The sequence below is a fragment of the Leucobacter sp. cx-42 genome, from assembly GCF_014529985.1.
Taxonomy (GTDB): Bacteria; Actinomycetota; Actinomycetes; order Actinomycetales; family Microbacteriaceae; genus Leucobacter.
Genome location: NZ_JACVMU010000007.1, coordinates 197,766 through 222,609, shown reverse-complemented (window position 1 = coordinate 222,609; position 24,844 = coordinate 197,766). Strand labels below are relative to the sequence as shown.

Sequence of the window (24,844 nt, the reverse complement as noted above, 5' to 3'; positions counted from 1 at the left end):
GTAGGTCATTCTTATGGCTTTGAAGCCTAACGAGCAGGAACTGCTCGATCGAGTTTCTTCGGGTCTCGCAATCGGTGGCAAGTTCGAGGCATCGTCCTCGGGCGCAACCTTCGATGTGCACGATCCCGCAACCGGTGACGTCATCAAGACCATTGCTGACGCAACCGTTGATGATGCAGTTCGCGCGCTTGACGCTGCAGTAGCTGCTCAGGACGCATGGGCGGCAACCTCGACCCGTGAGCGTTCGAACATCCTTCGTCGTGCATTCGACCTCCTCATGGAGCGCAAGGAAGACTTCGCACTCCTCATGTCGATGGAGATGGGCAAGCCCATCTCTGAGGCACGTGGTGAGGTCAACTACGGCGGCGAGTTCCTTCGCTGGTTCTCGGAAGAAGCAGTGCGCGTGCGCGGCGACTACCGTCCGAACCCCGAGGGCAGCGGCAACATCGTTGTCTCGCACCAGCCCGTTGGTCCCTGCTACTTCATCACCCCGTGGAACTTCCCGCTGGCAATGGCGACGCGTAAGATCGCGCCGGCACTCGCAGCTGGTTGCACCGTCGTTGTGAAGCCTGCAGCGCTCACCCCGCTCACCACCATCTTCTTCGTGCAGCTGCTCGAAGAGGCTGGCGTGCCCGCAGGTGTTGTCAACGTTGTTCAGACGAGCAAGTCGAGCGCTCAGTCGAGCGCACTGCTCAGCGACAGCCGCCTCCGTAAGCTCTCGTTCACCGGCTCGACCCCGGTTGGCGTGAAGCTTCTCGAAGCAGCAGCGCAGAACGTTCTTCGTACCTCGATGGAGCTCGGCGGCAACGCTCCCTTCGTCGTGTTCGAAGACGCAGACATCGATGCAGCAGTCGAGGGCGCAATGCTCGCGAAGTTCCGTAACATCGGCCAGGCATGCACCGCGGCAAACCGCATCATCGTGCACGAGTCGGTTGCTGACGAGTTCGCAGCGAAGATTGCAGAGCGCGTCAACAAGTTCTCGATCGGCCGTGGCGCTGAAGAGGGCAACGACATCGGCGCACTCGTCGACAGCAAGGCAGTGGCAAACACCGCTCGCCTCGTTGCAGACGCAGTTGACACTGGTGCAACCGTTGTTGCTGGTGGCGAAATCATCGAGGGTGCTGGCAACTTCTTCCAGCCCACCGTGATCGACAAGCTCAGCAAGCAGTCGGCAATCATGCGCGAAGAGATCTTCGGCCCGGTTCTCGGCATCATCCGCTTCTCCACTGAGGAAGAGGCTGTTGAGATCGCGAACAACACCGAGTACGGCCTCGTGAGCTACGTGTTCACCGAGAACCTTGCTCGTGGTCAGCGTATGATCGAGAAGCTTCAGAGCGGCATGATGGGCCTCAACACTGGCCTCGTCTCGAACGCTGCAGCACCCTTCGGTGGCATGAAGCAGTCGGGCGTCGGCCGTGAGGGTGGCTTCGAGGGCATCCACGAGTTCCTCGCAACGAAGTACACGCTCATCCCGCGTTAATTCTTCGCCTAGTGAACGGGCGGTCTTGCATCGAGTATCGATGCGGGGCCGCCCGTTTTCTGTTGTGCGGTGTGCCGTTGTGCTGGTTGTTGGGTGGGGCGCCAACTCATCGAGCATGGCCGTTTCTTCCGAGATTGATGCTTTCATACGCATGAAAGGGGTCTTTTCGGCAGAAACGGTCGATCTCGCGGGATTGAGTCTCAAGAAATAGTTGGGCGTGCGCCAGCGTGCTGAGGTGCGGGTGGCTAGCAGCGCGTCTTGAAATGTCAGTGGTCAGACGTAGCGTGGGGAACACGCACACACCATCGGCTGAGCACAGAGGAGGGCGTTCATGAGATTGATTCGAACCGCCTGGTGGCTCACCGTAGAGTTCATTGCAAACCGCTATCTGTTCATCGAAATGGCACCCTGGGTGTTGCCACTCATTGGTGGCCCGATGGTGTCAACCCATGTCGGGGAGACCTTCGATCCGTTCTGGTTCTGGCTGGGTGTCGCTCTCATTGCGATTGGCACGTTTCCGCTCGCAATTCGCCAGTATTTTCTGCGTCACGTTCAGAAGAAGCAAGATGAACAAGACGCCCGTGAGCGAGCAAGTCTGCGTTTAGTCTCTCGCATGGTGCCGCTCCTCTCTGCGATGGAGACTGCGGGCCTACGCGACCGCCAACGATTGAGAGACCAAGCGTTCGAGGAGATCGTGGCACAGCTGGTCAAGACCGCATACCCGGGAGAACTTGGCTATCGAGTGACGCTCTTCGAGCTGGGGCGCGACGGGCGGGGCAACGTGCACATGCGTCCGGTTGCAAGCGCTGGGCGCAAAGATCAGCCACGGGCACATGACGATGGCGACGAAGTCTTTGTCGGCATGATGAGCCTACTCACCGGCGAGAGCGATTCCGTCAGCAAGCAGAAGATGATCGGAAACGAGTACACCAGCTTCGCGGCAGTGTCTGTTTCGCGGGGTGATCAGGTCTTCGGAATCCTCACGGTCGATACGGCGTCTGAAACTGATCTGTTCGAGGTCGATGAAGCAAACCTCATCCCTATTGCAGACGTGCTTGCTGAGTACTATGCCGCAGCGAAACGGAAGCCTCACACCCGAAGGGGAGCACTTTTTAGACTCGGGATGTATTCTGTGGGTAACGCTTTGAATCAGAGAGGAAGTGGAACATGACCTTCACGCCAATGCCATATCGCCTCTCGCCAGAGACCTTCGCCGCGCGTCAGCAGAACCGAGAGGCGAAGCTTAACCAGACCTTCGACGAAACGGTGCGCGAAGTGCGACGTGAGCGCAAGGCAGCTCAAAAGCTGCAGCTTCGGAAGATCATTCGTCGTTCCTCAGCTGAGCGGGCAACAGGCCGGTAGGTTCCCCGCGCAACTCGCTGCGGCGCCTGTGCGAACGGTGCCCGTGTCCGCTTGCAGTCGGGTGAATGCTACTCGGCGGGTTCCGATCCTTCGGAACCCGAATCAGTGTTCGCATCGTCGGCGGCATTCGCTGCCGCGCTTTCGGCCGACTCCGCCCACCACACGGCAGTCTCGCCGTACGACTTCTTCTTGAACAGGACGATGCCGGCAGGCCATGCTGGCTCGGGCGAGCGGCTCGACCGCTCCACCATAATGAGCGCTTGCGGACGAAGGCGCAGCGCGACAGCCTCAAGGTTCTCAACGAGCTCTGCCTCGCCAAGGTCGTACGGCGGGTCGATAAACACCACGTCCCACATCGGAACCTCGGCACAACCGGAAAGGTAGTTCGCAGCTGCCTGACGGTGAACGTCAATGCGCGGAGAGGATCCGCGCAGCGACGCCTGAATCTTTGTTGCATTGCGTGCAACGATCTGCGCTGCGGGACCGTGCTTTTCGACAAGGTCGAGCTCTACCGCCCCGCGGCTCACTGCCTCGAATCCGAGTGCGCCAGAACCTGCATACAGATCGAGCACCTTGACACCCTCAAGCATGCCCCATGCTTCAAGGCTCGAGAAGAGCGCCTCACGTACACGGTCACTCGTGGGTCGAGTGCCTGCCTTGGGGACGTCGAGCGTGAGCGAGCCGGCTGCTCCTGCGATGATTCTGGTCACGCCTCAAGTGTATTTCAGTTCGCGACGACGAACCGCTCGCGCAGCGCGTCGATGCGGCACTCGCTGAGCCCGAGCCCCTCAGTGAAGTAGCCCTGCATGGACCCGAAACGCTTCTCCACCTCGCCCAACGCGGCATCGAGGAAGCTTTCCTGTACGGACAGCACCGGGAGCAGCAAATCTGGATCAATCCCTGCTGCAGATGCCTTGTCAAGCAATGGGGTCAGCGCAGGAAGCAGATCGACGTTGGTCTGCAGATAGTCGGCGCGCACGGTCTCGTCATCTGCCCCGAGAAGGAGTAGCAGCGCGGCAGCTGCCCAGCCGGTGCGGTCCTTACCGGTCGTGCAGTGGAACAGTGCGGGCAGAGTCTCACCCGGCTCAGACAGGGTTTCGAAGAATGTCCGATACGCCCACCGCGCGGAAGGCTGCGAAACGATGTCACAGTAGGAGTGCTCAAGCATCGAGACTGCTTTGCCGCCAGCGAGCATCGCGTTGGTGGCCGCAGGATCCTTATCTAGCATCGCCATGCTTGCTGCAAGATCAACCGGGCTATCGGCGAGGACATCGAGGTTCACCAGATCAATACCTGCTGGTAGTCGATCAGGCTGCGCAGCGCATTCGCCCTTGGTGCGCAGATCAAACACCAGTTTGATACCGAGCTCTGCGAATGCCAAGCCATCGGTTTCAGACAGGTGCGCGAGCGTGGCCGAACGGAAGATGAGGCCTTCGCGGATCCGCCCACCCGACACTTCCAAGCCTCCAAGGGTGCGCATGTTCGGTGCGGTTGCGAGCGCGACGGTGCGGGAAGAAAGCTGGCTCATATGACGTCCTTGTCTCGATTGTTCTGTCCCTTGTATTGCGAGTGTAGCGAACGAGAATGATTCTGCGGCGTGCGGCAAGCTGTCAATATCCTGACTCGTTGACCGCGTAGCCTGGAGACATGGTTTCCGTCACGCTCGATTCCGGCATCGCAGACGTGGTCGGCGCGCGCACCGCGAAGGCGCTTGAGAAGGCGTTCGCGATCCGCACCGCCCGTGAATTGCTCGATCATGTGCCGCGCCGGTACTCGAAGCGTGGCGAGCTCACGCAGCTTGATTCGTTGCCGATTGGCGAGCAAGTCTCGGTCGTCGCGCAGGTGCTCGATGCGCGTGAGCGGCGCATGCAACGCCGGAACGGCGTGCTGACCGAGGTGCGGATCACCGACGGCGTCGGCACCCTCGCGCTCACCTTCTTCAACCAGAAGTGGCAGGCGGAAAAGCTCAAGCCCGGCGTGCGCGGAACGTTCGCAGGCAAAGTGAATGCGTACCAGGGCCGGTTGCAACTGCAGCATCCTGATTATCAGCTGTTCGATGACCCAGATGAAGCCCCGGGCGCAGAGTTGCTCGATGAGGCTGCCGCAAAGGCATGGTCGGAAACCCCCGTGCCGATTTACCCTGCGACAGCGCAGGTGCCGACGTGGACGATCCAGAGCTCTGTCGAGCTCGTGCTCGATGCGCTTGCCCCGATTGAAGATCCGCTGCCGGCCGAGGTGCAGCGTGCTGAGGGCATTCTGCCGCTCGGCCAGGCGATCGAGCTGATTCATCGCCCCAAACGCGACTCCGATTGGCAGCGCGCACAGCAGAGTCTGCGTTTCCGTGAGGCGTTCGACCTGCAGCTCGCGCTCCTTGCGCGACGCATGCGGATGCAAATTGCTGAGAGCCGGGCGCGCAGCGCGGTGAGCGGCGGCCTGCTCGACGCGTTCGATGATGCGCTGCCGTTCTCACTCACGGGCGATCAGCGCGCGGTGGGTCAGGTGATCCGCGCTGAAATGGATTCGGAACGCCCCATGCACCGCCTGCTCCAGGGCGAGGTGGGTTCGGGTAAGACGCTGGTGGCGTTGCGTGCGATGCTCCAGGTTGCTGAGGACGGCGGCCAGAGCGCGATGCTCGCACCGACCGAGGTGCTGGCGGGGCAGCATTTCCGCTCGATTGTCGAGGCGCTTGGCCCGGATCTCACTGCGAAGCTCAACCCAGTGTTGCTCACCGGCAAGATGCCTGCGGCCGAACGCAAGCGCGCGCTGTTGTCCCTCGCTTCTGGCACCGCGCGGATCGCCGTCGGCACCCACGCGCTCCTCAGTGACACGGTGTCCTTCTACGACCTCGGTCTTATTGTCGTCGATGAGCAGCACCGGTTCGGTGTGGAGCAGCGCGAGACGCTGCGGCAGAAGGGTGCGCAGCCGCACGTCCTCGCGATGACCGCAACGCCCATTCCGCGCACGATCGCGCTGACGGCGTTTGGCGACCTTGAGACGCTGACGATCCGTGAGCTGCCGCCTGGGCGTCAGGGTATTGAGACGTTTGTTGTGCCGGAGCTCGAGATGCCGCGGCGTGCGGCGCGCGTGTGGGCCCGATCCGCCGAAGACATCGCATCTGGTCGCCAGGTGTACGTCGTGTGTCCCGCGATCGAACCGGGCGGCAAGGCAGAGGATCCAGAAGCGGCATCACCCGATGATGCAGAAGACGGCAAAGCAGCAAAGCCCATGGCCAACGTCATGGAAACCGTGGCCTGGCTCCGTTCGATGCCGCAGTTCGAAGGCATGCAGATCGAAGCGCTCACGGGCGCGATGGCGAGCGACGAAAAGGATCGCGTCATGGGGGAGTTCTCCAGCGGACGCACGAACATCCTCGTCGCCACGACCGTCATCGAAGTCGGTGTGAACGTGCCGAACGCGTCGATCATGATCGTGCGGGACGCGGATCGCTTCGGCGTCTCCCAGCTTCACCAGTTGCGCGGCCGTGTCGGTCGTGGCGAACACCCCGGTCTGTGCCTGCTGATGACCACGGCTGAGCAGGGCACCAAGGCGAGGGAGCGGATCGAAGCTGTCGCTGCGACGAGCGATGGCTTCGTGCTCGCGGAGATTGACCTGGATCTGCGTCGCGAGGGTGACATCCTCGGTACGGTGCAGTCGGGTAACGGGTCGACGCTCAAGTTGCTGCGGGTGACGAAGGATGGCGACATCATCGCGCACGCACGAGACGTGGCCGAAGCGTTGCTCACAGCCGACCCTGCGCTTTCGGAACATCCAATTCTCGCCGCCCGTTTGGCGCAGTACGGCGAGAGCGGCAGGCTCGAGAACCTCGCAAAGTCCTGACCAGAGAGAACTCTGCCCGGATGTCAGGATCCCCTGGTACCCAGGTACTACGGACAGAATCCCTCAGGGGGATCCGCCCACCACCTCCCAGTGCCTAACGTGTCTCTTACGCACCCATGCGAAAGGACACCCGATGATCGAAGCACGAGGCCTCACTAAGCTGTATGGCCGTAAGACAGCGCTCGAAGACGTGAGCTTTGACATTCGGCCGGGACAGGTGACCGGCTTCCTGGGCCCGAACGGTGCAGGCAAGTCGACTTCCATGCGGCTCATGCTCGGGCTCGACCGGCCAACCTCTGGCACCGTCACCATCGCACGCAAGAACTTCACGCGCTCGTCGGCTCCGCTCGCAGAGGTGGGTGCACTCCTGGACGCAAAGGGTGTGCATCCCGGGCGATCAGCGCGCAGCCATCTTCGTGCCCTCGCCGCAACGCATCGTATTCCAGACGCGCGTGTTGACGCGGTGCTCGAACAAGCGGGCCTGACCGAGGTTGCTCACAAGCGCGTTGGCGGGTTCTCGCTCGGCATGGGACAGCGGCTCGGAATTGCTGCGGCGTTGCTGGGGGATCCGCACACGGTGATTCTGGACGAGCCGGTAAACGGGCTCGACCCTGATGGCGTGCTCTGGGTACGACACCTGCTGCGACAGCTCGCAGCTGAGGGGCGCACCGTCCTGCTCTCGAGCCACCTCATGAGTGAAATGGCGCAGACGGCAGATCACCTCATTGTGCTCGGCAAGGGCAAGGTCGTGGCAGACGCACCCATCGGTGCTCTGCTCGCGACAACGCATCAGGCGCGCGTCACCGTGGGGAGCCCAGAAGCGGCAAAGCTCGTCGCCATGCTCCTCGATGCGAGTGCTTCGGGGAAGACGCCCCAGATTGACTCACTTGGCGAGTACCGCTTCACCGTTACCGGTATGAGCGCGGAGACGGTCGGCACCTGCGCAGCGAATGCGGGTATTGCGTTGCACGAGCTCACGCCAGTAACGGCATCGCTCGAAGATGCCTACCTCGCGATCACCCGAGACGTCCTTGAGTACGAGACTGTCTAACGCCCGCACGGCGACCCTCAGTAACGCGCATCACCCAGCAACGAAAGCAGCAATGTAGCGATGACCACACCAACCAGTACCGCACCGATCGCCTCACGCGCGGTATCCCGCCCGGTCGGGATACTCGCCAAAGGGCTCACCGAAGCACCACGGCTCAGCTTTGGGGGAGTGATCCGCTCAGAATGGATTAAGCTCAGCTCGCTCCGGAGTATCCGTATCATCGTGCTCCTCACCCTGGTGGGAGGCATCGCCCTCAACCTGCTCATCGCACTGGTCGCCAGCTCTGAATACGCGACAACAGACTTCGCCAACGCCGGGGCTGAAATGCATCAGTCCTACCTGCTCACCGTTGCGACCTTCGCATCACCGTTCATGGCACTCGTATTCGGGGCGCTCGGAGTATTCGCTATCGGATCTGAATACTCCAGCGGAATGATCCTTTCCACCCTGATCGCCGTGCCCGGCCGCAAGGCAGTCTTCATCGCCAAAGCCATCGTCACCGCAGCGCTTGCACTGGGCATGGGACTCATCCTCACAATCACATCACTCGGCCTTGCCATCCTCTCCTTCCCCACGGCAGGAGACCAGGCCCTCTCGGCTCCCGTCGTCACCGGCATCCTCGGTACGACCCTCTTCCTCACCCTCATTACGGTATTCGCGCTCGGTATCGCAGCACTCCTGCGCTCAACTGCGGGCGGCATCGTTGTCGTCGTCGGCATCATGTTCGTCCTCCCTATCGCAGTCGCAATCCTTGCCGGATTCAGCACCTGGGAATGGCCATACGAGCTCTCCCGCTACCTTCCTGACCAGCTCGGTTCCACCCTCGCGCAAGGTATCCAGGACCCCGAGTACGCCTACGAGCCCTTCGGGTACTGGAAGGCACTCCTCTGCATGTTCGGGTGGGCCACCATCACCCTCGTCCCAGCAGGCATCCTGTTCGCCAAGCGTGACGCGCGATAATCCACTCACTAAGGTGAGAATGTGACCCAACAGCCCCAGCCCGCAACCTCACTCAACACTGAGGAGATCCGGCTCCCGCGCCCGCCAGGATTCATCCGGCGGGCGCTCGCCGCACACCCACTCGCCGTAGACATCTTCATCGTCGTCTGGTTCATCATCGGCTGTCTCATGGGTATCGGACTGGATGTCGTCGACGCGGCCTTCGTCGCCGATCCCGCCACAGGTGAATTTGTCCCGGACTCCCCAATGCCCGGATACCTCACCTGGCCGTGGTGGCCTTTCGCGGTCCTCCGCATTGCCGTCATCTCGGCAGCACTCCTCTTCCGACGCAAGTACCCATTGCTTGCGCTCGCCGCAGGTGTGTTGGCAAGCTTTGGTGACCACGGAATTCAGGCGCTCGCAACTGGCATCGCGCTGATCTTCTTGCTCTACGCGGTTCCGGTGTACCGCAGTGCGCGGGCTGGCTGGGCTGGATACGGCATTGTCATGCTCGGAACGGTGCTCCAGTACTGGATCACGCCAAACCCGAACAGCGCGTCGGGTTCGCTCGTTGTCGCAATGGGGCCGAGTCATAAGAGCATGGGTGAATTCATCACGCTCATGCTCATCTCCGCTGCGTGGATGCTCGCGGTGCTGCTCGCTGGTATCAATATCGGTAATCGTCGTCGGTACGTCGATGCCATTCTCGACCGCGCCCATCAGCTCGCACGCGAACGCGAGCAACTGGCTCAACTTGCCGTCGCCGAAGAACGCTCCCGAATCGCGCGCGAGATGCATGACATCGTAGCGCACTCGGTATCGGTCATGATCGCGCTTTCAGAGGGCGCTTCCCGTGCGGTGACGGCTTCGCCCGAGGCCGCGGCAAATGCCATGCAGCGCAGCGCTGAGACTGGCCGCACCGCGCTTGCGGAAATGCGGCGCCTACTCGGCGCGATCACCCCTGACAGCGGTCAAGCTGAGCTTGCCCCCACACCGGGGCTCAGCGACCTGCCTGGACTGATCCGCGACTTTAATGACGCAGGTTTGCGCGTGACACTCGTCACCGAGGGTGCCGAAACAGGTGACCGTGGCCAGGGCCTCGCGATCTACCGAGTCGTGCAAGAGTCGCTCACCAACGTGCTGCGATACGCGGGCACTGGTGCACAAGTGGAGGTGCGGATCTCACACAGCCCGAACCTTGCCCAGGTCGCCGTGCGTGACTTCGGTTCGGTTGGCGCCCAGCCACCGGTCACTGGTCTTGGCTCTGGGCGTGGCCTGCAGGGTCTGCGGGAGCGCGCGCGCATGTTCGGCGGCACGCTTGACGCAGGCCCGGTGCCTGACGGCCGAGGCTGGCTCGTGCGCGCGGAGATCCGCGCTGACTCCGGAGCAAAGAACGCCAACTAGCAACGCAGCATGCTGCGCAGGCCGTGCGCGATGCAGTGACTGCTGCGAGAATACAACTGACGAACAAAGGACATAGCGTGACCGAAGGCACCATCAACGTAATGCTGGTCGATGACCAGGAGCTCATCCGCACAGGATTCAGCCTGGTCCTCATGGCTGAGGCCGGCATCGCGGTCGTTGGAGAGGCCTCCGATGGGCGCGAAGCACTCGCAACGCTTGCGCGGTTGAGTAGTGAGGGGACCGCGTGCGATGTCGTCCTCATGGATGTGCGAATGCCAGGAATGAACGGCATCGAAGCTACTGAGCGCATCGTGCAGGAATTCCCAGACGTGCGGGTACTCGTGCTGACAACGTTCGACCTCGATGAATATGCGATCGGTGCGATTCGTGCCGGGGCAAGTGGCTTCCTGCTGAAGGACGCGCGGCCGACGGAGCTGGTCGACGCCATCCGACGCGTCGCGGCAGGTGACGCGGCCATGGCGCCGGCGGTCACTCGACGGATGCTTGAGCAGATGCAAACGGGCGCCGGTGGTGTCCTCCTCGGTGAAGAGCAGGCTGCCGCGGGGGACGCGTCAGCGCTCGAGGTGCTGACCGACCGTGAACGGGATGTGCTTGCGCTCATCGCGACCGGGCGAAACAACGCCGAGATTGGCGCGGATCTCTTCCTCTCAGAATCGACCGTGAAGACCCACGTGGGGCGAATTCTCGCAAAGCTTGAGCTGCGTGATCGCGTCCAAGCGGTGATTTTCGCTCGAGATCACGGCCTGTAATCAGCATGAGTGATGGTCGGGGTCATATGCTCTTAGGTATGAAGAAGATTGCAGTGGTACCCGGATCATTCGATCCGATCACTCTCGGTCACCTTGACGTGATCCGCCGAAGCGCGGAGCTGTTCGACGAGGTACACGTGCTCGTCGTGCACAATCCAAGTAAGGCAGCGATGCTGCCGATCGCTGAGCGCGTGAACCTTATCAAGAAGTCGCTCAATGAAACGCCTGGCATGCCAGACAACATCATTGTTGCTTCGTGGTCGGTTGGGCTGCTCGTTGATTACTGCACCGAGGTGGGCGCGTCAGTGCTCGTCAAGGGCATTCGCTCGCAGATTGACGTCGCATACGAAACCCCGATGGTGCTGATGAACCGCAGCCTCGCGGGCGTCGAGACGATCTTCATGCTTCCCGAACCCGGGCACGCACATGTATCGAGCACGCTGGTGCGTCAGGTAGCTGAGCTTGGCGGCGACGTCAGCGGCTATGTTCCCGCACCTGTATCGCGGTTCCTTGAAAAGGCAAGGCTTGCATAATGGCTCAGAAAAACCCCTACCTCATTGAGGTACGCGACCTGATGGGTCGCCCCGGTGAGATGCGCGAGCGTGAAATTACGATCGTCGCACCCGAAACATTTGGCGAGGCGCTCGCCCAGGTTCGTGAGGGCAGCGAGATCGAGATCGACCTCAAGCTCGAGTCGGTTCACGAGGGTGTCCTCGTAACTGCCGACGTAAACACGACGATGGACGCTGAGTGTGGACGCTGCCTTGAGACGTTCGCCACGCCGTTTCATGTCGAAATCCAGGAACTTTTCGCGTATACTCCCAGTGAGGCCGAAGAAAGCTTGGTTCAAGGAGATCATGTAGATCTCGAACCGACGCTTCGAGACGCGGTAGTGCTTGCACTGCCGTTTCAACCTGTGTGTCGCCCCGACTGCCCGGGACTCGATCCCGAGTCTGGTGAGTTGCGTGATGTAGAGGATGAAGGATCGCACGGCGGGATCGTAGATCCGCGCTGGGCAGCTCTGGCTGGTTTCGCAGAAACCGTGACTGAGCCCGTCGAAGCTGCAGAATCAAATGGTTCGGGTTCGCCTGAATCTGACTAAGTAGGAAAGAGAGCATCATGCCTGTTCCCAAGCGAAAGATGTCGCGCTCTAACACCCGCCACCGCCGTTCGGCATGGAAGGCTGTTGCGCCCAAGCTGGTAAAGACCGTTGAGAATGGCCGTACCGTGTACAGCCTGCCCCACCGCGCACGCGTAGTTGAGGACGCACAGGGCAACGCTCTGTTCCTCGAGTACAAGGGCCGCAAGGTCGCAGACGCCTAAGTCTCACGTGAACGGGAAAGAACATTCGATCCCGGGGAACGCGAAGACTGCGTCTCACGCAGAAGGTGTAAAGCCGTCGGACTCCTCTCAGAGTGAGTTCGGCGGCTTTCTCCGTCCCTTCAACGTTGACGTAGACCCCGGGCTTCTAGAACTTGCACTGACTCATCGTTCGTGGGCGTTTGAGCATGATCATGCTCCGCACAACGAGCGACTTGAATTCCTGGGGGACTCGATCCTCGGGCAAGCGGTGACAGTAAAGCTGTACAACGACTACCCAGACCTGCCTGAGGGCGAGCTGGCGAAGCGACGTTCAGCTCTGGTGTCAACGGTTGCACTCGCTGAGATTGCGCGCGGCCTGAACCTTGGCGCATCGCTTCGCCTGGGCAAGGGCGAGGCGAAGAGCGGTGGCCGCGACAAGGACTCGATCCTTGCCGACACGGTTGAGGCCGTGATTGGTGCGGTCTTCCTGTCGACCACGCCTGCGATCGCCAACACCTTCGTGCTCGACCTGGTTGCGCCGCTGTTTGCGGATCGCAAGCGCTTCACCAAGGCGCTCGACCCGAAGACGCAGCTCCAGCAGGAGGCCGCAAAGCGTGGCGAACCGCACCCCACCTACGAAACCATGGGTGCTGGCCCTGATCACGATCGTCGCTTCGTGGCGCGCGTGAGCCTCGGTGGCATTCGCGGTCGTGGCGAGGGCACCAGCAAGAAGACGGCAGAGCTCGCTGCGGCGCGCGACGCTGTCGAACAGCTGCAAGAGCGCGCGGCAAAGCGAAAGCGCCGCTAAGTGCCTGAACTTCCCGAGGTTGAGGTCGTCCGCGCCGGGCTTGCACCCGCGGTGGACGGCGCTCGCATCGTCGGCGTCGAGGTGCTCGACGGACGTGCACTCAAACGGCATGTGCCGATGGTGGGCGACGACGGGCGCGGTGGGCACGGCGTGACGCTCACCTCGGAGGCTGCTGCGATCCGCGCCGCCGACTTCGAGCGCCGGCTGACCGGTGTCGTGCTCGGTGCACCCGCACGGCGCGGGAAGTTCATGTGGATTCCGGTCGCGAGCGAGCGCGGGGCGTCAGGCCTCGCGCTTCTCGCGCATCTGGGCATGAGCGGGCAGATGTTGCTGCGCGCGCACGAGGCCGCTGATGACCGGCACGTGCGGATCCGCATCTGGATCGATCATCCCGAGCACGGCGAGCTGCGATTGGATTTCGCGGATCAGCGGCTCTTCGGCTCGCTCGCCCTCGATGAGCTTGTGCCGACCGATGATGGAGCTCCCGGCGGCTTCGTCGGCAACGGTCTGCTGCGGGCTGCTGGTGAGGCGAGCGCCGGCGGTGCGCCGGTCGCGCCTGCGCTCATTCCTGCGCAGGCGGCGCATATCGCGCGTGATCCGCTGGATCCCGCGTTTGACGACGTGAGTTGGGCAGCGCGAGTGCGATCGCGCGGAACCGGCGTGAAGGCATTGCTGCTTGACCAGGCGGTCGCGAGCGGCATCGGCAACATTTATGCAGATGAGTCGCTGTGGCGTGCTCGTCTGCACCCGGATACTCCAGGGCGTGCGGTCGGCCCGCGCAAGGTGCGTGAGCTACTTGGCCACGTGCGCGAGGTGCTGGGTCAGGCGCTCAGTGAGGGTGGCACGAGCTTCGACGAGCAGTACGTCAACGTGAATGGCCAGGCTGGGTACTTCGCGCACTCACTGAACGCGTACGGTCGCGGGGGAGAAGCATGCCCGCGGTGCGGTGCTGAGATCTCGCGCATTCCGTTTGGTGGGCGTTCGAGCCACTTCTGCCCGAAGTGTCAGCGTCGAGCCTCCGCGCCGAGCAGCTGACTGGAACGAATCGCTCCTTCGACGTGGTGCACGGTAGCCGGGGAACCACCTCGCTCCGGTAGAATTTTGCTGCGTGACTGGAGAGAAACGCCCTGAGCTGACAGACAGCCTGACGAGTTCCGAATTGCGCCGTTGGTACTGGCTCAAGGACGAGCTCTCCGATTTCGCCAGGTACTTGGGTATCCGCGCAACGGGCGAGAAAGACCTGCTCACGCGGCGCATAGCAGCGAAGCTCGACGGCATCGCATTCGTGGAGCCGCAGCGGGCACCTCGCCATGCCGGCCAGCAGCTAGCAGCGCCACTCACAGCCGCAACGGTGATCCCCGTAGGCCAGCGGTGCAGCCAGGTCGTCAGGGCGTGGTTCGTTGATCAGGTGGGTCCGTCCTTCGGATTCGACGGTGAGATGCGTGCCTTCTTCGCGGGGGTGGATGGCATGCAAACTCTCGGAGATGCGCTCGAGCACTACATTTCGACGCGCAGTCAAGGGGCGAAGCCCATTGACTCGCAGTTCGAGTACAACCGCTTTACCCGAGCGTGGCACGAGGCTAATCCCACAGGCGCGCGATCCGAACTTCTCAACGCGTGGCAAGAGTACCGCTCCCGTCCGACAGATCAGCGCGGAAAGGTGTAGATCCCCTCAGTGGGCCTGCTCAACGTGTCTGGTGAAATGTTTGAGGTTCTCGCCGCCTATTGCTGAGAATCAGTAGGCCCGCGATCACAGAGGCCACGACAACTGCGAATCCGATCCCGTTCGCGACGTGCAGCGGCCTGACGAGTGCAAACGCAGCGTCAATATCCCAGTTATAGAAGGTGTCGCAGACGGAATTCATGTTTCCGAAGGATGCGAAGAAGTAGGCGGGGCGCTTAGCGATGTAAGCAGGATTCTCATGATCTCGAGCCTAGGTTGCTCGATTCTCACGTGGCGATGGATCCCCGGAGCCTGATGCGATTTGGCTATTCAGAACCGCGGATCACGCACCGCGGGCATGACGATCTCGCGAACGAAGGATGCCGGAGACAATGAGAGTAGCGCGCGGATCATCGAGACCACATCGTGAACAGGCACCAGCGCGCCATCTCCGCGGCTTGCGGCATCGGTGGCAGCAACTTCGAGCCCGTCTTCCGTGTTGAGGTCGCCGAGTTGCAGCGTGGTGACCCGCAGTCCCTCCTCGCGGTAGCTTTCGCGCAGTGCATCAGCGATCCCATTCAGCGCGGTCTTACTTGCACCAAACGCAACCTCCGGGCGACCGCTTTGGCGAAGCGCGGAGGTCGAGCCTGTGAGGATCACGCGGGGCGCGCCACTTGCAAGCAATGTCGGAATGAGCGCTCGGAGCGCGAGGATAGGTGCCGTCACGTTCGTTGCGATGAGCTCGGCCGTCACCGTGTCCGGGGCGGCGTCGAAACGGTACGCGTCGGTGAATGCGGTGGGTTCCCAGATGCCCAAGTTCCAGATGAGGGTGTCGAGGTCTGTGGGGCACTGATCCGCCAACGTGGCGACCGCGGCCTCTGGAGTTGAGAAGTCGGCGGTGATCCAAGGACCTGCCAAGTCGCTCGGTGCGCTTCGTGAGACGCCGACCACTGTGCTGCCATCTAAACGCAGCGCTTCAACGATTGCTCGACCGAGGCCCTTGCTGCCGCCCACCACCATGATGCTCATGTCCTCGAGTGTGTCAGACACATGACATGTTGCGTCTGTGAATCTGTTGACTGTGCCTCTGCTACGCAAGTTTCTCGCGATTGCTGTTAATCTGCTGAACGTGAAGACTCTTCGTGCTGTGCTGATCGCCTTCGGAACGCTTGTTCTCATCACGGCGACCGCTTTCGTCACCGTCATTATTGTTAAAGGGGGTGTTCCCACCCCAACCACAGTCACCGAAAGCCGCAGCTCGCAGGTCGTCATGTCGGTCCAGCGCGAGGATCAGGTCGTGCTGATGAGTCTCGGCATCCAGGGCCTTGAGCAAACCGATTCGCACGGCGAAATCTGGGGTCTGTCTGTGCCCGGCAGCGGCAAGAAGGCATTCCTGCCCTACTCTTTCACCGCAAAGCTTGGCATCGATGGTGGGAAGGTCCGCATCTCCGAGGTGGACGAGAACGAGTACCACATCGCGATTCCGAAGTTCATCTTCGTCGGGAACGGTGACGTGCAGTTCGACGACATGCTTGAGGTTGGCGGGATCCTGAGTGGCACCGCGGGCGAGATCAATCAGAGTGAGATGACGAACCGAATTCTCAGCGCCGAGAATGAGGACGCCTACGTCGCCAAGAACCTCGACATCCTGAAATCGCAGGCGCGCACCTTCTACACGAACATCGTGATGAGTGTCGATCCCACTGCAAAGGTCGAGTTCTCGTTCGAGTAATCCCTGCTCCATTCGGCGGATCACCCACGCTCCGACCCCTTCCGTAGACCGTGAGCTACACTTTGGCCATGAAAGCAGAGGGGCTTGCGAACGATCAAAGTGATGGCTCGGATCTCTCTGGCTTGCCTGCCGGGCACGCTTGGCTCGAAAAGACGCGTTGGGGCATTGGCTGGCGTCTGTTCGTGTGGACGATCGTCGTCGCTGGACTTGCTGCTGTGCTCTTCTCGGCAGATGCACTTGTGCAGCAAGACTCACCCGCCCTGGCGGCGCAACTTGGAACCTGGGTCGCAATTGCAGGCCTTGCCTCGTTGGCGGCGTGCGTGGCTTCCCTGGTCGGAGGAAGGCTGTGTCGATTCTTTCCGTTCTCACAATCGCTGCTGTTCGGTGGCCTCATGGTCGCCGTTTGGAGCATCCTGCTCGGCGTGATCGCGCTCATGTACCGAGCCGTTGTCGCCTGCGCCCCGGCTACCGAATGCGCCAGTTCGGGTGAAGGAGCAATGGTCGTGGCTCTGGTCAGCGCGCTTCCTGTGTTCTTGGTCTCGGTGATGAGTTATGGACTGGCGCTGTGGTGCTCAAATCTCGGGCAACGTTTGGTGCGTTCGTCCTGACGAAAAAATAGCTACGATGTGGCTATGTCCTCCCCGCACATCGCCTGGAACTTGCTCTTCGCCACCGAGAACGGCGTCGCGCCCAGGCCCGGAGGCCCCGCAACCTTCCAGACGCCCACCTACGCACCCTCAGGATGGGTCGGCCACGAAGGGCCTGGAATCGCGTGGCAGTACTGGCCCCGCAGTGCCGCCACCGGCCTCCCGATGATGCACGTCATCACGTTGGTGCTTCCAGCTGAGTACCGTCGCAAGGGTGAGCAGTACCCGGCGATTTCATTCTTCGCAGGGGAGGGGCAGTTTGCTCCAGAACCAATTCAGGGCGACGCGTCATCGGCGGATCCATTCCTCCGTGACCTCGCGGCCGCGATCGAGCACCCCGCGTTGCATCGCAGGCGCGATCTTATCGACGGCGAATTCGCGCTGCTCTGGCTCACCGCAGAAGCGCTGGCTGGCGGTCCAACCGCGCCCAGTCCCGACCTGCGAGCCGCTGGAACCTGGATTGACGACAGTGAAGGTTGCAACGCCTGGGATGAGCGGGCTCCGCGCTCGGATGTCTGGCTGGTCCCGCGCGCCGACCCCAACGCTGGCATCGTCCCGCAGGAATTCTCCGACGACGAGCCAGCAATCGCGGGGTATTCGAACCCGTTTGATGCGCAGTCAAACTTCCAGCCATGGGCAGAACCGCTGCTGGGCATGAGTCACCTCGGCGGAACGACGTTCCCTGTGCAAGGGCTTCCTGATGGTCTGACCCCGTGGTACCTCGAACTCGAAGAGATCGTCGGCCTCAACTTCGGCGGAGATGGCAACGCCCAGATCGACCTCGAGTCAGACACCTTCGATTGGGCCTGCGGCTAGCCGCACTCGCTGCACGAGACAGCGGCGGATCAGCCCTGCGCGGTCAGAGGTGACCAGCGCAGTGCAAACAGTGCTTCTGGGGTGATGCCTGCAGCCTGGCAGAAGAAGTCGAGGTGTGCGTCTTCAGGATCCGCGCCCATGCTCAGAATGGATTCGGTCGGGAGTGGATCGCCCTCTTCTTCGATGACTGCACCTTCGCTGAACACGCGGAGGCGACCGGGATTACCGAACGCCTGCACGACGTAGGTGTCGGCAACGCCCGCGAGCGTGACGAGCAACGCGTCAGGGATCCCCGGAAGGCTGTACTCGAGCATCTGCATCGTCGGATCGATGAGGAGCGTGTGCGGCCCGTGCTGGGCTGCGGCGGGCTGGCCAGACATGCTGCTTGCGGCCTCGCCGAAACTCAACGTGTCAGCGGCCGAGGGCACGGTCGTGTCTGGCGCGAAACCGAGCGCAAAGTTCATTGACATAGGTTGAGCCTATTCGCTGGGCACTGAATGTTGCGTGGATCGGCGGCGTGCGGCGAGTGTCACGCCAGCGCCCGCGAGGGCGAGCGCTGATGCGGTGCCAATTGCGATGCTCAGGGTTGCCGCGCTGCCGGTGTTGGCAAGCCCGGGCTTGCCAGCTGTACCAGCGTCCCCACCCGTGCCATTCGTGATGAGGTCGTCGACAGCGGGATCCTTAGGCGTCACGGAACCCTCCTCGAAGGCCTCAAGAGCTGCGAGCGCTCGCTCGTAGGCCTCGCGTGCATCCTTCAACGCCTGGTTCGCGGCAGCCAACTCCTGCTCGGCAGCATCGAGTGCGTCAGCCGCCTTGTCCAGTGCGGCCTGCGCTTCCGCGACCCTTTCTTCAGCCTCAGCGACTGCCGCGAGCAAGCGATCAAGCGTGTCGGCAGCTGCGTCCTGTGCTTCCTGGGCAACTGTTACTGCGGCAGTGGCGGCGTCGGCTGCGGCCTTGAGTTCATCCCGCTTTTCGCTCGCAGCGGCTTCAGCCGCAACGGCATCGCGATGTGCGTCTTGTGCATCGAGCAACGCCGCTTGGGCTGCTTCCGCAGCCGCGAGATCCGCCAGTGCACTCGCTTCTGCTGCTTCTGCTGCCTCGCGTGCTGCGCGGGCGTCGTTCAGATCTGCGAGCGCCGCGTCGACCGCGCCTTGTGCGATCTCTTCTGCCTGCTGGGCAGCATCAGATGCATCCTGAGCCTGCTGAAGGTTTTCGAGGGCATTGTCGAGCGCAGCGAGTGCGACGTCGGCCGTAGTCTTTTTCTGCTGTGCAGCAACGACAGCAGCTTCAGCGTCTGTGACGGCCGCATTTGCGCTCGCGAGGTGGGCGGCTGCGGACTTCTCTGTTTCGACCGCAGTCGCTGCGAGCGCCTGGTTATCTTCGAGTTCTGCCTCGGCCGTTGCCAGGTCGGTGGTGTTCTGAGTGTGCGCTGACTGTGCTGCAGCGAGTGCATCGTCAGCGTTCGTGAGCGCAGTCGAAGCAGCGTTGAAAGCCTCATCTGCTTCCTGCTTGGCGCTTGCGGTCAGCTCAGCAGCTGCAATCGCATCTGTGTGTCGCTTTTCTGCTGCAGTGAGTTCGCTCGCTGCAGCCGTTGCTGCTTGCGTGGCGAGCATGAGTGCGTCAGCAGACTCTTCGTGCCGGACGCCCGCCCAGATCTGATCGTAGATGTATGAGTCGAGGTCTTCCTCGTAGTCCTCGACGGTAAACGGTGCAGTTGTTCGAGAGGTGACCGGCGTACCAGTGTGGTTGGTCACCGAATCTGTCGTGTAGAAGGTATTGACGTATGCAGGTTGTGGACCAAGCCCAGAGATCGCGAATCCCATGAAACGAAGGTCCTGCTGCAACAAGATGGTTTTCGGAATGGCGCCATCCTGCGCGTCGTAGTACCACTCGTTAAAGGGTGAACCGCTGCCGAAGGCAAGGTTCTCGGTTCCATAGTTAGAGAACTGCATGACTGCCTTGCCTTCGGTGGCTGCGTAGTCAGCATTCGCCATAGCGATAGCCATGTAAGCGTCAGAAACGTTGACGGTGGGCACCCCGCGAAGCTGTCGGATGCTGTTCGCCTCCTTGAGATACTCGAGGGACTGCTTGAAATTGTCGAGGCTCGTGGCGCTATTGTCATTGCCGACTTTTACGTAGCTTTGGTTGAGGGTAAACGTGGAATCAGTCAACACTCTCAGCGCATCAGTGGCACCACGATTTTCGAAGTATCCGGCGGCTCCCATGGGAAGTAGGCGATCGGCTTCCTCGGCAAGGTGCTTGAGGCGAGCTTCCTCCGCTACGGCCGCGAGGCGAGCACTCTCGGCGTCATCGCTCTTCTGCTGAGCTGCGCCGAGTGCGGTCGCGGCTGCGGTCTTCTCCTGCTGCGCTGTGGCGTCAGCGGAATCAGCCGCGGTCTTTACTGTTTGTGCGTCATTCTTTGCGGTTGTGGCTGCCGCTTGCTCAGTCGTGGCGCTTGCAACTGCGGTGCTTGAGGTTTCCACGGCGACTTTCAAACGATCGACCTCAGCCTGGCTTGCTGTCTCATTGGCGACAGCGGTGTCTCGCGCGTCCTTGGCGTCCGTGTGTGCTGTGGTCGCTGCTTGGTGAACGTTCTTCGCATCAGAATGGGTTGCATTGGCTTCCTGTAGCACCTTGTTGGCGGCCGCAACGGCAGCCTCCGCCTGAGCGTACTTGTCAGGATCTGTGGCGTCGACCGCATCCTTTTCTGCCTTCTCGAGGGCCTCCTTGGCGGCGACCGCCTCGGCTTGCTTTGCGGTGAGCGCATCGGTTGCGTCGGCATGAGCGGCTGTGGCGTCATTCTCCGCCTGTGTTGCGGCCTGTGTTGCAGACTCGAGTGCTGCGTAGTCGTGTGTATCGGCCTGCGCCTGCTTTGCCTGGGCATCCTCTTCAGCGGCTTTCAAGGCGGTGGCTGCCTGTGAGAGTGCCGTTTGGGAGGCTTCATGAACTGCGACTTGAGCTTGCAAGTCTGCAGCTGCCTGCGTTTCTGCGTCTTTGGCGGCAGCGAGACTATCGGCCGCTGCGGCCGCTGCGGCCGTGGCGTCGGCGATGGCGTCTTCGTCGTTCACCTCGCGAAGTGCCGCTTCAGCAGCTGCCAGATCGGCGAGCGCTGTGCCGTGCGCATCGCGCATGAGGTCCGCCGCCGTTGAAGCACGTGAGACTCGCTCCTCTGCTGCGGCAACGGCTGCCGCTGCTTCAGCGACGCGTTGCTGTAGTTCAGCAAGTGTGGGCTGCTGCGAAGCGCTTGATTCCGACAGAAGTGTGGGGGCGGCGAATGCTTGCGTGGGGAGCGCAGAGAGGCCAACTGCGGCAATGAGTGCCGTACCAGCGATCTTCATGGGCTTCTTCATGTAAGCGACATCCTTCATGCGACGGAAACAAGTTAAGGAGTTGCAGATGGAGGCATTGGGCAAAGCTCTCACCGCGACAACTACGGGCATTCTCATAGATAGCCCCCAAATCATCGTAGCCAGATAGATGTTGCAAAGAAAGGGCTTTGCCACTTATAGGACGCAGCGTGGCTAAGGCAATGCAGATGTGCAGCACGTGTCGTTGAGTTTTGGGACGTTTGCTCCCATAACCTTGCAAGGTTGCGCAGCGATGGCCGCTGCGCCTCTGATGGAGGATGCGATGCGTAAAGCAGCCGGGCTTATGCTCACGACTGCGCTATTGCTGGGTGGCGGAATGACGACACTTGGCCCGGTGGGTCCTGTATTTGCGGAGGACGTGGCTTCGCCAGTCGCTCCGGTGACGCCGGAGCCACCCGCAACGCCGGTCACTCCGGTGCTACCCGAGTTCCCTGGTGGTCCCGACGAAGTGAATCCGCCCGCTCCCACCTTCCCGACGATCACGAAACTGCCAGAGATTCGCACGGCTCAGGTCGGGGTCCCTGTTGTAGCAAGCTTCGGCGCGTGGGACGGCGGGGAAGGAATTACGACCACCATTGAGTGGCTGGTTGACGACGTTGCCGTGCCTGGTGAAACGAGCGAGACCTTTGTGCCGGGTGTTGAGCACGCTGGTTCGCGTCTTGGACTCATTGTTTGGCTGCATTCTGGCGAACTCCCGCCGTTTCCGCTTCCCGCAAACGCTGTGCAAGTGAGTCCGGGAACGCTCGCACTTGGCAGCGTCTCGGTTGAAGGAGTAGCTGCTGTCGGCAAGACGTTGCTGGCTACTCATGCGGGTCAGAAGCCTGCTGCCACGCACTTCACGTATCAGTGGCTGCGCAACGGCTCGGCGATCGCTGGCAGTGCCTCCGCAAAATACACGCTCACCGCGGCGGATCTTGGCAAGGTGCTGAGCGTACGCGCGACGGGGACTCATGGCGGAGACGCGCCTGCGACCGTTACATCGCGCGGCACCTCCAAGGTGGTCGCGGGCACGCTCGGGAGCGCGACTCCGACGGTCTCCGGATCCGCCATCGTTGGGAAAACCCTGACCGGTGCACCTGGCACGTGGTCAACCAAGGGAACGACATTCAGCTACCAGTGGCTACGCAACGGCGCCGCAATTCCTGGCGCGACCAAGTCGACCTACAAGCTCACTTCGAGCGATGCCGGGAAGAACATCAGCTTGCGCGTGACCGGCACGAATGCTGGCTACACCGCGAAATCGTCGACTTCGAAGGCGACTGGGTCCGTGCTCCGTGCGCTGACCGCAACCCCGACGCCGACCGTTTCGGGCACGGTCAAGGTAGGTTCGACGGTTTCGGTGAAGACCGGAACCTGGTCGCCCGCCCAGGTTGGGCTGTCGTACCAGTGGCTGCGGGATGGATCCGCGATCGCGGGTGCAACCAAGACAAGCTACAGACTCACCTCGAGCGACGCAGGCAAGAAGATCAGCGTACGTGTGACCGGCAAGAAGACTGGTTACGCGTCGGTTGCTCGGACTTCGGCCAGCAAGAGCGTCCCGCGAGTGCTGAAAACTGCCGCGCCCGCAATCTCTGGCACGAAGCAGGTTGGCTCGACGTTGAGGGTCGACCGCGGTACCTGGACCGCAGGCAGCAGCCTCTCAACCCAGTGGCTGCGGAACGGTGTTGCCATCAAGGGCGCGACTGGCGCGAACTACAAGCTCACCGCGAGCGATGCCGGCAAGAAGATCTCGGTGCGCATCACGGGCGCGAAGTCGGGGTACAGCTCGGCCACACGAACCTCGGCTCAGACTGCCACGGTGACCTATCCCAACCGCGTGACGGTCTCCGGTGGCAGCTGCCCGGCATGGGCGCCCATCAAGGGCAATGCGAGCTCCATGATTTACCACGTCCCCGGTGGCGCGTACTACAACCGAACGAACCCCGAGGAGTGCTTCCGCACGACGGCAGCTGCGGTTGCAGCGGGCTATCGGGCGTCGAAGCGATAATTAACTGGCTACCGATCCACGGCGAATGCAAGGTGCGGCATTTCGATCCCGCGATAGTGCTTCACGAAGCGGCCGCGCACGGTCATTCCGAGGCGGATCGCGACATTCATTGATGCGATATTGGTATCGCGCACCTGAGCCCAGATGCGGTCGAGACCGAGTGTGTTGAAGCCGTAGTCGCGCGAGGCCGCCGCGGCCTCGGTCGCGTAGCCGTGGTGCCAGTGTGCGCGGTTGAAGAGGTACCCAACTTCGATGACATCTTCGTCGAGTATGTGCTGCCTGGTGAGCCCGCACTGGCCAATGACCTCGCCGGTCGATTTGAGTTCGACTGCCCACAGTGCGAAACCAGTCGTCACGTACCGATCGAGCATGCGTTGCAGCCAGTCCTGCACCATCGCCTCGGTGAATGCGCCTTCGTAAGCGGTCATGGTTTCTTCGTCCTGCAAGATCGCGCGCAATGCAGGCAAATCAGCCGCGGACATCTCGCGAAGAACGAGGCGTTCAGTTTCCAGGTGCATGTCTTCGAGTATAGAAAGCTGCCAAGTCGAGCGAGGACATCGATCCGCGCCAATGAACAACCAACTGTGGGCCCGAGCAGGGTATGCCCGGGCCCACAGAAGTGGACGGTGTACTAGCGACGTTGGCGACGCCGCTGTGCACCTCGGACGATGCCGACGAGGATGAAGATCACCGCGAGTGCGATCAGTCCTGCGCTTACGAGCACGGCAATGTTGCCGTCGAGGTACGCGCCGTCCCACCGCGCAAGGTCAAACCTACGCTCGGTGATGGGGGAGTCGAGTACGGCAGAGATCCAGTCGTTCATGGAGAACGAAAGGGCGCCGAGAATGCCGAGGACAATGCCGGCACGGGTGAGCCCGTGGAGGGGGACGTAGCGGATCACGAGTGCACAGATCCAGAACGGGATGAGGCCAATCGCCACGAGCGCGAGGGTCGGCATGACGAGTGCGTCGCCCCGGTCGAGCACAAGCATGGTGACGGTGATGAAGAGCAGGAGCGCGACCGTATCGAGCGCGAGCGAGATCACCATCTTGTGTGAGGCGGCCGGCTGAGGAGGTGCGGCCGACGAAAGCCAAATCGGCCCGAAGCAGATGACGAGCCCCAGCAGAATTGCGGTGAGCGTGATGGGGAGCCAGGTGCCGGCGCCGGACCCTACGACGAGCGCCGTGATTCCGAGGAGCGCAAGCAGCGAAACCGTTGCGCTTCCCAGTACCAGCCATCCCTTCGCGGGCAGGTTGAACAGCGGCAGTGTCGTGAGGCTCGCCGCAAGTGCGACGGCGGCGAGCACGATCCAGAACCAGTCGAGTCGGTGCGAGACCGAAATATTCACGATGAAGCATGTGATGAGTGCCGCGGCATATGCCAGTGATGTGCTCCACAGGATCGCAGTGCGCCACTTGCGGTAGCTGCGCGCCTCGCGCTTTTCTTCGCGGGCGTCCTGATCTTCGCTGGCGTTCATGAGTTCATCTGCGCTGACACCGAGTGCTCGCGAGAGCGAGGGGATCACGGTGATGTCAGGGTAGGAGAGTCCGCGTTCCCACTTTGAGATTGCGGATTCGGTCACGTGCAGTGCCGTTGCGAGTTCGCGTTGGGTGAGTCCCTGACTCTTGCGATGCTCGGAGACGAAGCGACCGAAGTCTTGTTTTGTGCTGTGCATGCT

The 24,844-nt window shown here is 61.8% G+C and carries 25 protein-coding genes; 18 read left to right on the top strand and 7 right to left on the bottom strand.

Features of this window, described 5'->3' with window-relative positions:
- The first annotated feature begins 13 nt into the window (after positions 1 to 13).
- From ICM05_RS08605 to ICM05_RS08595, 3 genes are all read left to right on the top strand, one after another.
- Positions 14 to 1,480: an NAD-dependent succinate-semialdehyde dehydrogenase gene (locus ICM05_RS08605; protein WP_188024154.1), complete on the top strand. Its 1,467-nt coding sequence runs from the start codon at positions 14 to 16 to the stop codon at positions 1,478 to 1,480.
- 331 nt (positions 1,481 to 1,811) lie between these two features.
- A complete protein-coding gene (locus ICM05_RS08600) occupies positions 1,812 to 2,651 on the top strand; it encodes a hypothetical protein (RefSeq protein ID WP_188024153.1) in 840 nt (279 codons plus the stop codon).
- Positions 2,648 to 2,842: a hypothetical protein gene (locus ICM05_RS08595; RefSeq protein ID WP_188024152.1), complete on the top strand. Its 195-nt coding sequence runs from the start codon at positions 2,648 to 2,650 to the stop codon at positions 2,840 to 2,842. The genes ICM05_RS08600 and ICM05_RS08595 overlap by 4 nt, the downstream gene beginning before the upstream one ends.
- A 68-nt stretch (positions 2,843 to 2,910) precedes the next feature.
- On the opposite strand, the gene rsmD is transcribed toward ICM05_RS08595, so the two are convergent.
- Both rsmD and ICM05_RS08585 read right to left on the bottom strand, forming a co-directional pair.
- The gene (gene rsmD / locus ICM05_RS08590; RefSeq protein ID WP_188024151.1) at positions 2,911 to 3,552 is read right to left on the bottom strand and encodes a 16S rRNA (guanine(966)-N(2))-methyltransferase RsmD; all 642 of its coding nucleotides are present in this window, start codon (positions 3,550 to 3,552) and stop codon (positions 2,911 to 2,913) included.
- Positions 3,553 to 3,566: 14 nt separating this feature from the next.
- Positions 3,567 to 4,370 (bottom strand): tyrosine-protein phosphatase, encoded by an 804-nt coding sequence (locus ICM05_RS08585; RefSeq protein ID WP_188024150.1) that lies wholly within the window; start codon positions 4,368 to 4,370, stop codon positions 3,567 to 3,569.
- Between the two features lie 119 nt (positions 4,371 to 4,489).
- Here ICM05_RS08585 and ICM05_RS08580 point away from each other — a divergent pair, with 119 nt between their 5' ends.
- The 11 genes from ICM05_RS08580 to ICM05_RS08530 all read left to right on the top strand — a co-directional run bounded on the left by ICM05_RS08580 (position 4,490) and on the right by ICM05_RS08530 (position 14,619).
- Complete coding sequence (locus tag ICM05_RS08580) at positions 4,490 to 6,679, top strand: ATP-dependent DNA helicase RecG (protein WP_188024149.1); 2,190 nt, start codon at positions 4,490 to 4,492, stop codon at positions 6,677 to 6,679.
- A 133-nt stretch (positions 6,680 to 6,812) separates the two neighbouring features.
- A complete protein-coding gene (locus ICM05_RS08575) occupies positions 6,813 to 7,730 on the top strand; it encodes an ABC transporter ATP-binding protein (RefSeq protein ID WP_188024148.1) in 918 nt (305 codons plus the stop codon).
- Positions 7,731 to 7,790: 60 nt separating this feature from the next.
- Complete coding sequence (locus ICM05_RS08570; protein WP_188024147.1) at positions 7,791 to 8,690, top strand: ABC transporter permease; 900 nt, start codon at positions 7,791 to 7,793, stop codon at positions 8,688 to 8,690.
- Between the two features lie 21 nt (positions 8,691 to 8,711).
- The gene (locus ICM05_RS12975) at positions 8,712 to 10,073 is read left to right on the top strand and encodes a histidine kinase (protein WP_188024146.1); all 1,362 of its coding nucleotides are present in this window, start codon (positions 8,712 to 8,714) and stop codon (positions 10,071 to 10,073) included.
- Positions 10,074 to 10,150: 77 nt separating this feature from the next.
- The gene (locus ICM05_RS08560) at positions 10,151 to 10,843 is read left to right on the top strand and encodes a response regulator transcription factor (RefSeq protein WP_353055862.1); all 693 of its coding nucleotides are present in this window, start codon (positions 10,151 to 10,153) and stop codon (positions 10,841 to 10,843) included.
- Positions 10,844 to 10,881: 38 nt separating this feature from the next.
- Positions 10,882 to 11,376 (top strand): pantetheine-phosphate adenylyltransferase, encoded by a 495-nt coding sequence (gene coaD / locus ICM05_RS08555; RefSeq protein ID WP_188024145.1) that lies wholly within the window; start codon positions 10,882 to 10,884, stop codon positions 11,374 to 11,376.
- A complete protein-coding gene (locus ICM05_RS08550; RefSeq protein ID WP_188024144.1) occupies positions 11,376 to 11,945 on the top strand; it encodes a DUF177 domain-containing protein in 570 nt (189 codons plus the stop codon). Before coaD ends, ICM05_RS08550 begins: the two co-directional genes overlap by 1 nt.
- A gap of 17 nt (positions 11,946 to 11,962) precedes the next feature.
- Entirely contained in the window at positions 11,963 to 12,166 is a 204-nt protein-coding gene (rpmF, locus tag ICM05_RS08545) for a 50S ribosomal protein L32 (protein WP_188024143.1), read from the top strand.
- 7 nt (positions 12,167 to 12,173) lie between these two features.
- Entirely contained in the window at positions 12,174 to 12,953 is a 780-nt protein-coding gene (rnc, locus tag ICM05_RS08540) for a ribonuclease III (RefSeq protein WP_370566771.1), read from the top strand.
- Positions 12,954 to 13,988 carry a bifunctional DNA-formamidopyrimidine glycosylase/DNA-(apurinic or apyrimidinic site) lyase gene (gene mutM / locus ICM05_RS08535; protein WP_188024142.1) on the top strand — a complete coding sequence of 345 codons (1,035 nt, stop codon included), beginning with the start codon at positions 12,954 to 12,956 and terminating at the stop codon, positions 13,986 to 13,988.
- 73 nt (positions 13,989 to 14,061) lie between these two features.
- The gene (locus tag ICM05_RS08530; protein WP_215401766.1) at positions 14,062 to 14,619 is read left to right on the top strand and encodes a DUF6434 domain-containing protein; all 558 of its coding nucleotides are present in this window, start codon (positions 14,062 to 14,064) and stop codon (positions 14,617 to 14,619) included.
- Positions 14,620 to 14,946: 327 nt separating this feature from the next.
- Here the strand turns inward: ICM05_RS08530 and ICM05_RS08525 are convergent, their stop codons facing one another.
- A complete protein-coding gene (locus ICM05_RS08525; RefSeq protein ID WP_188024141.1) occupies positions 14,947 to 15,645 on the bottom strand; it encodes an SDR family oxidoreductase in 699 nt (232 codons plus the stop codon).
- 100 nt (positions 15,646 to 15,745) lie between these two features.
- Here ICM05_RS08525 and ICM05_RS08520 point away from each other — a divergent pair, with 100 nt between their 5' ends.
- From ICM05_RS08520 to ICM05_RS08510, 3 genes are all read left to right on the top strand, one after another.
- Complete coding sequence (locus ICM05_RS08520; protein WP_188024140.1) at positions 15,746 to 16,348, top strand: hypothetical protein; 603 nt, start codon at positions 15,746 to 15,748, stop codon at positions 16,346 to 16,348.
- Positions 16,349 to 16,416: 68 nt separating this feature from the next.
- Complete coding sequence (locus ICM05_RS08515; RefSeq protein ID WP_188024139.1) at positions 16,417 to 16,956, top strand: hypothetical protein; 540 nt, start codon at positions 16,417 to 16,419, stop codon at positions 16,954 to 16,956.
- 24 nt (positions 16,957 to 16,980) lie between these two features.
- Positions 16,981 to 17,811, top strand: coding sequence for a hypothetical protein (locus tag ICM05_RS08510; protein WP_188024138.1), 831 nt, complete (start codon positions 16,981 to 16,983; stop codon positions 17,809 to 17,811).
- A 29-nt stretch (positions 17,812 to 17,840) separates the two neighbouring features.
- Here the strand turns inward: ICM05_RS08510 and ICM05_RS08505 are convergent, their stop codons facing one another.
- Complete coding sequence (locus tag ICM05_RS08505; protein ID WP_188024137.1) at positions 17,841 to 18,281, bottom strand: hypothetical protein; 441 nt, start codon at positions 18,279 to 18,281, stop codon at positions 17,841 to 17,843.
- A gap of 9 nt (positions 18,282 to 18,290) precedes the next feature.
- Positions 18,291 to 21,161, bottom strand: a complete 2,871-nt coding sequence (locus ICM05_RS08500) for a hypothetical protein (RefSeq protein ID WP_188024136.1) — start codon at positions 21,159 to 21,161, stop codon at positions 18,291 to 18,293.
- Between the two features lie 280 nt (positions 21,162 to 21,441).
- Here ICM05_RS08500 and ICM05_RS08495 point away from each other — a divergent pair, with 280 nt between their 5' ends.
- Entirely contained in the window at positions 21,442 to 23,166 is a 1,725-nt protein-coding gene (locus ICM05_RS08495; RefSeq protein WP_188024135.1) for a hypothetical protein, read from the top strand.
- An 8-nt stretch (positions 23,167 to 23,174) separates the two neighbouring features.
- Here the strand turns inward: ICM05_RS08495 and ICM05_RS08490 are convergent, their stop codons facing one another.
- Together ICM05_RS08490 and ICM05_RS08485 are read right to left on the bottom strand one after the other, a co-directional pair.
- Positions 23,175 to 23,684 (bottom strand): GNAT family N-acetyltransferase, encoded by a 510-nt coding sequence (locus tag ICM05_RS08490; protein WP_188024134.1) that lies wholly within the window; start codon positions 23,682 to 23,684, stop codon positions 23,175 to 23,177.
- Positions 23,685 to 23,797: 113 nt separating this feature from the next.
- Entirely contained in the window at positions 23,798 to 24,841 is a 1,044-nt protein-coding gene (locus ICM05_RS08485; RefSeq protein ID WP_188024133.1) for a helix-turn-helix domain-containing protein, read from the bottom strand.
- Positions 24,842 to 24,844 lie beyond the last annotated feature (3 nt).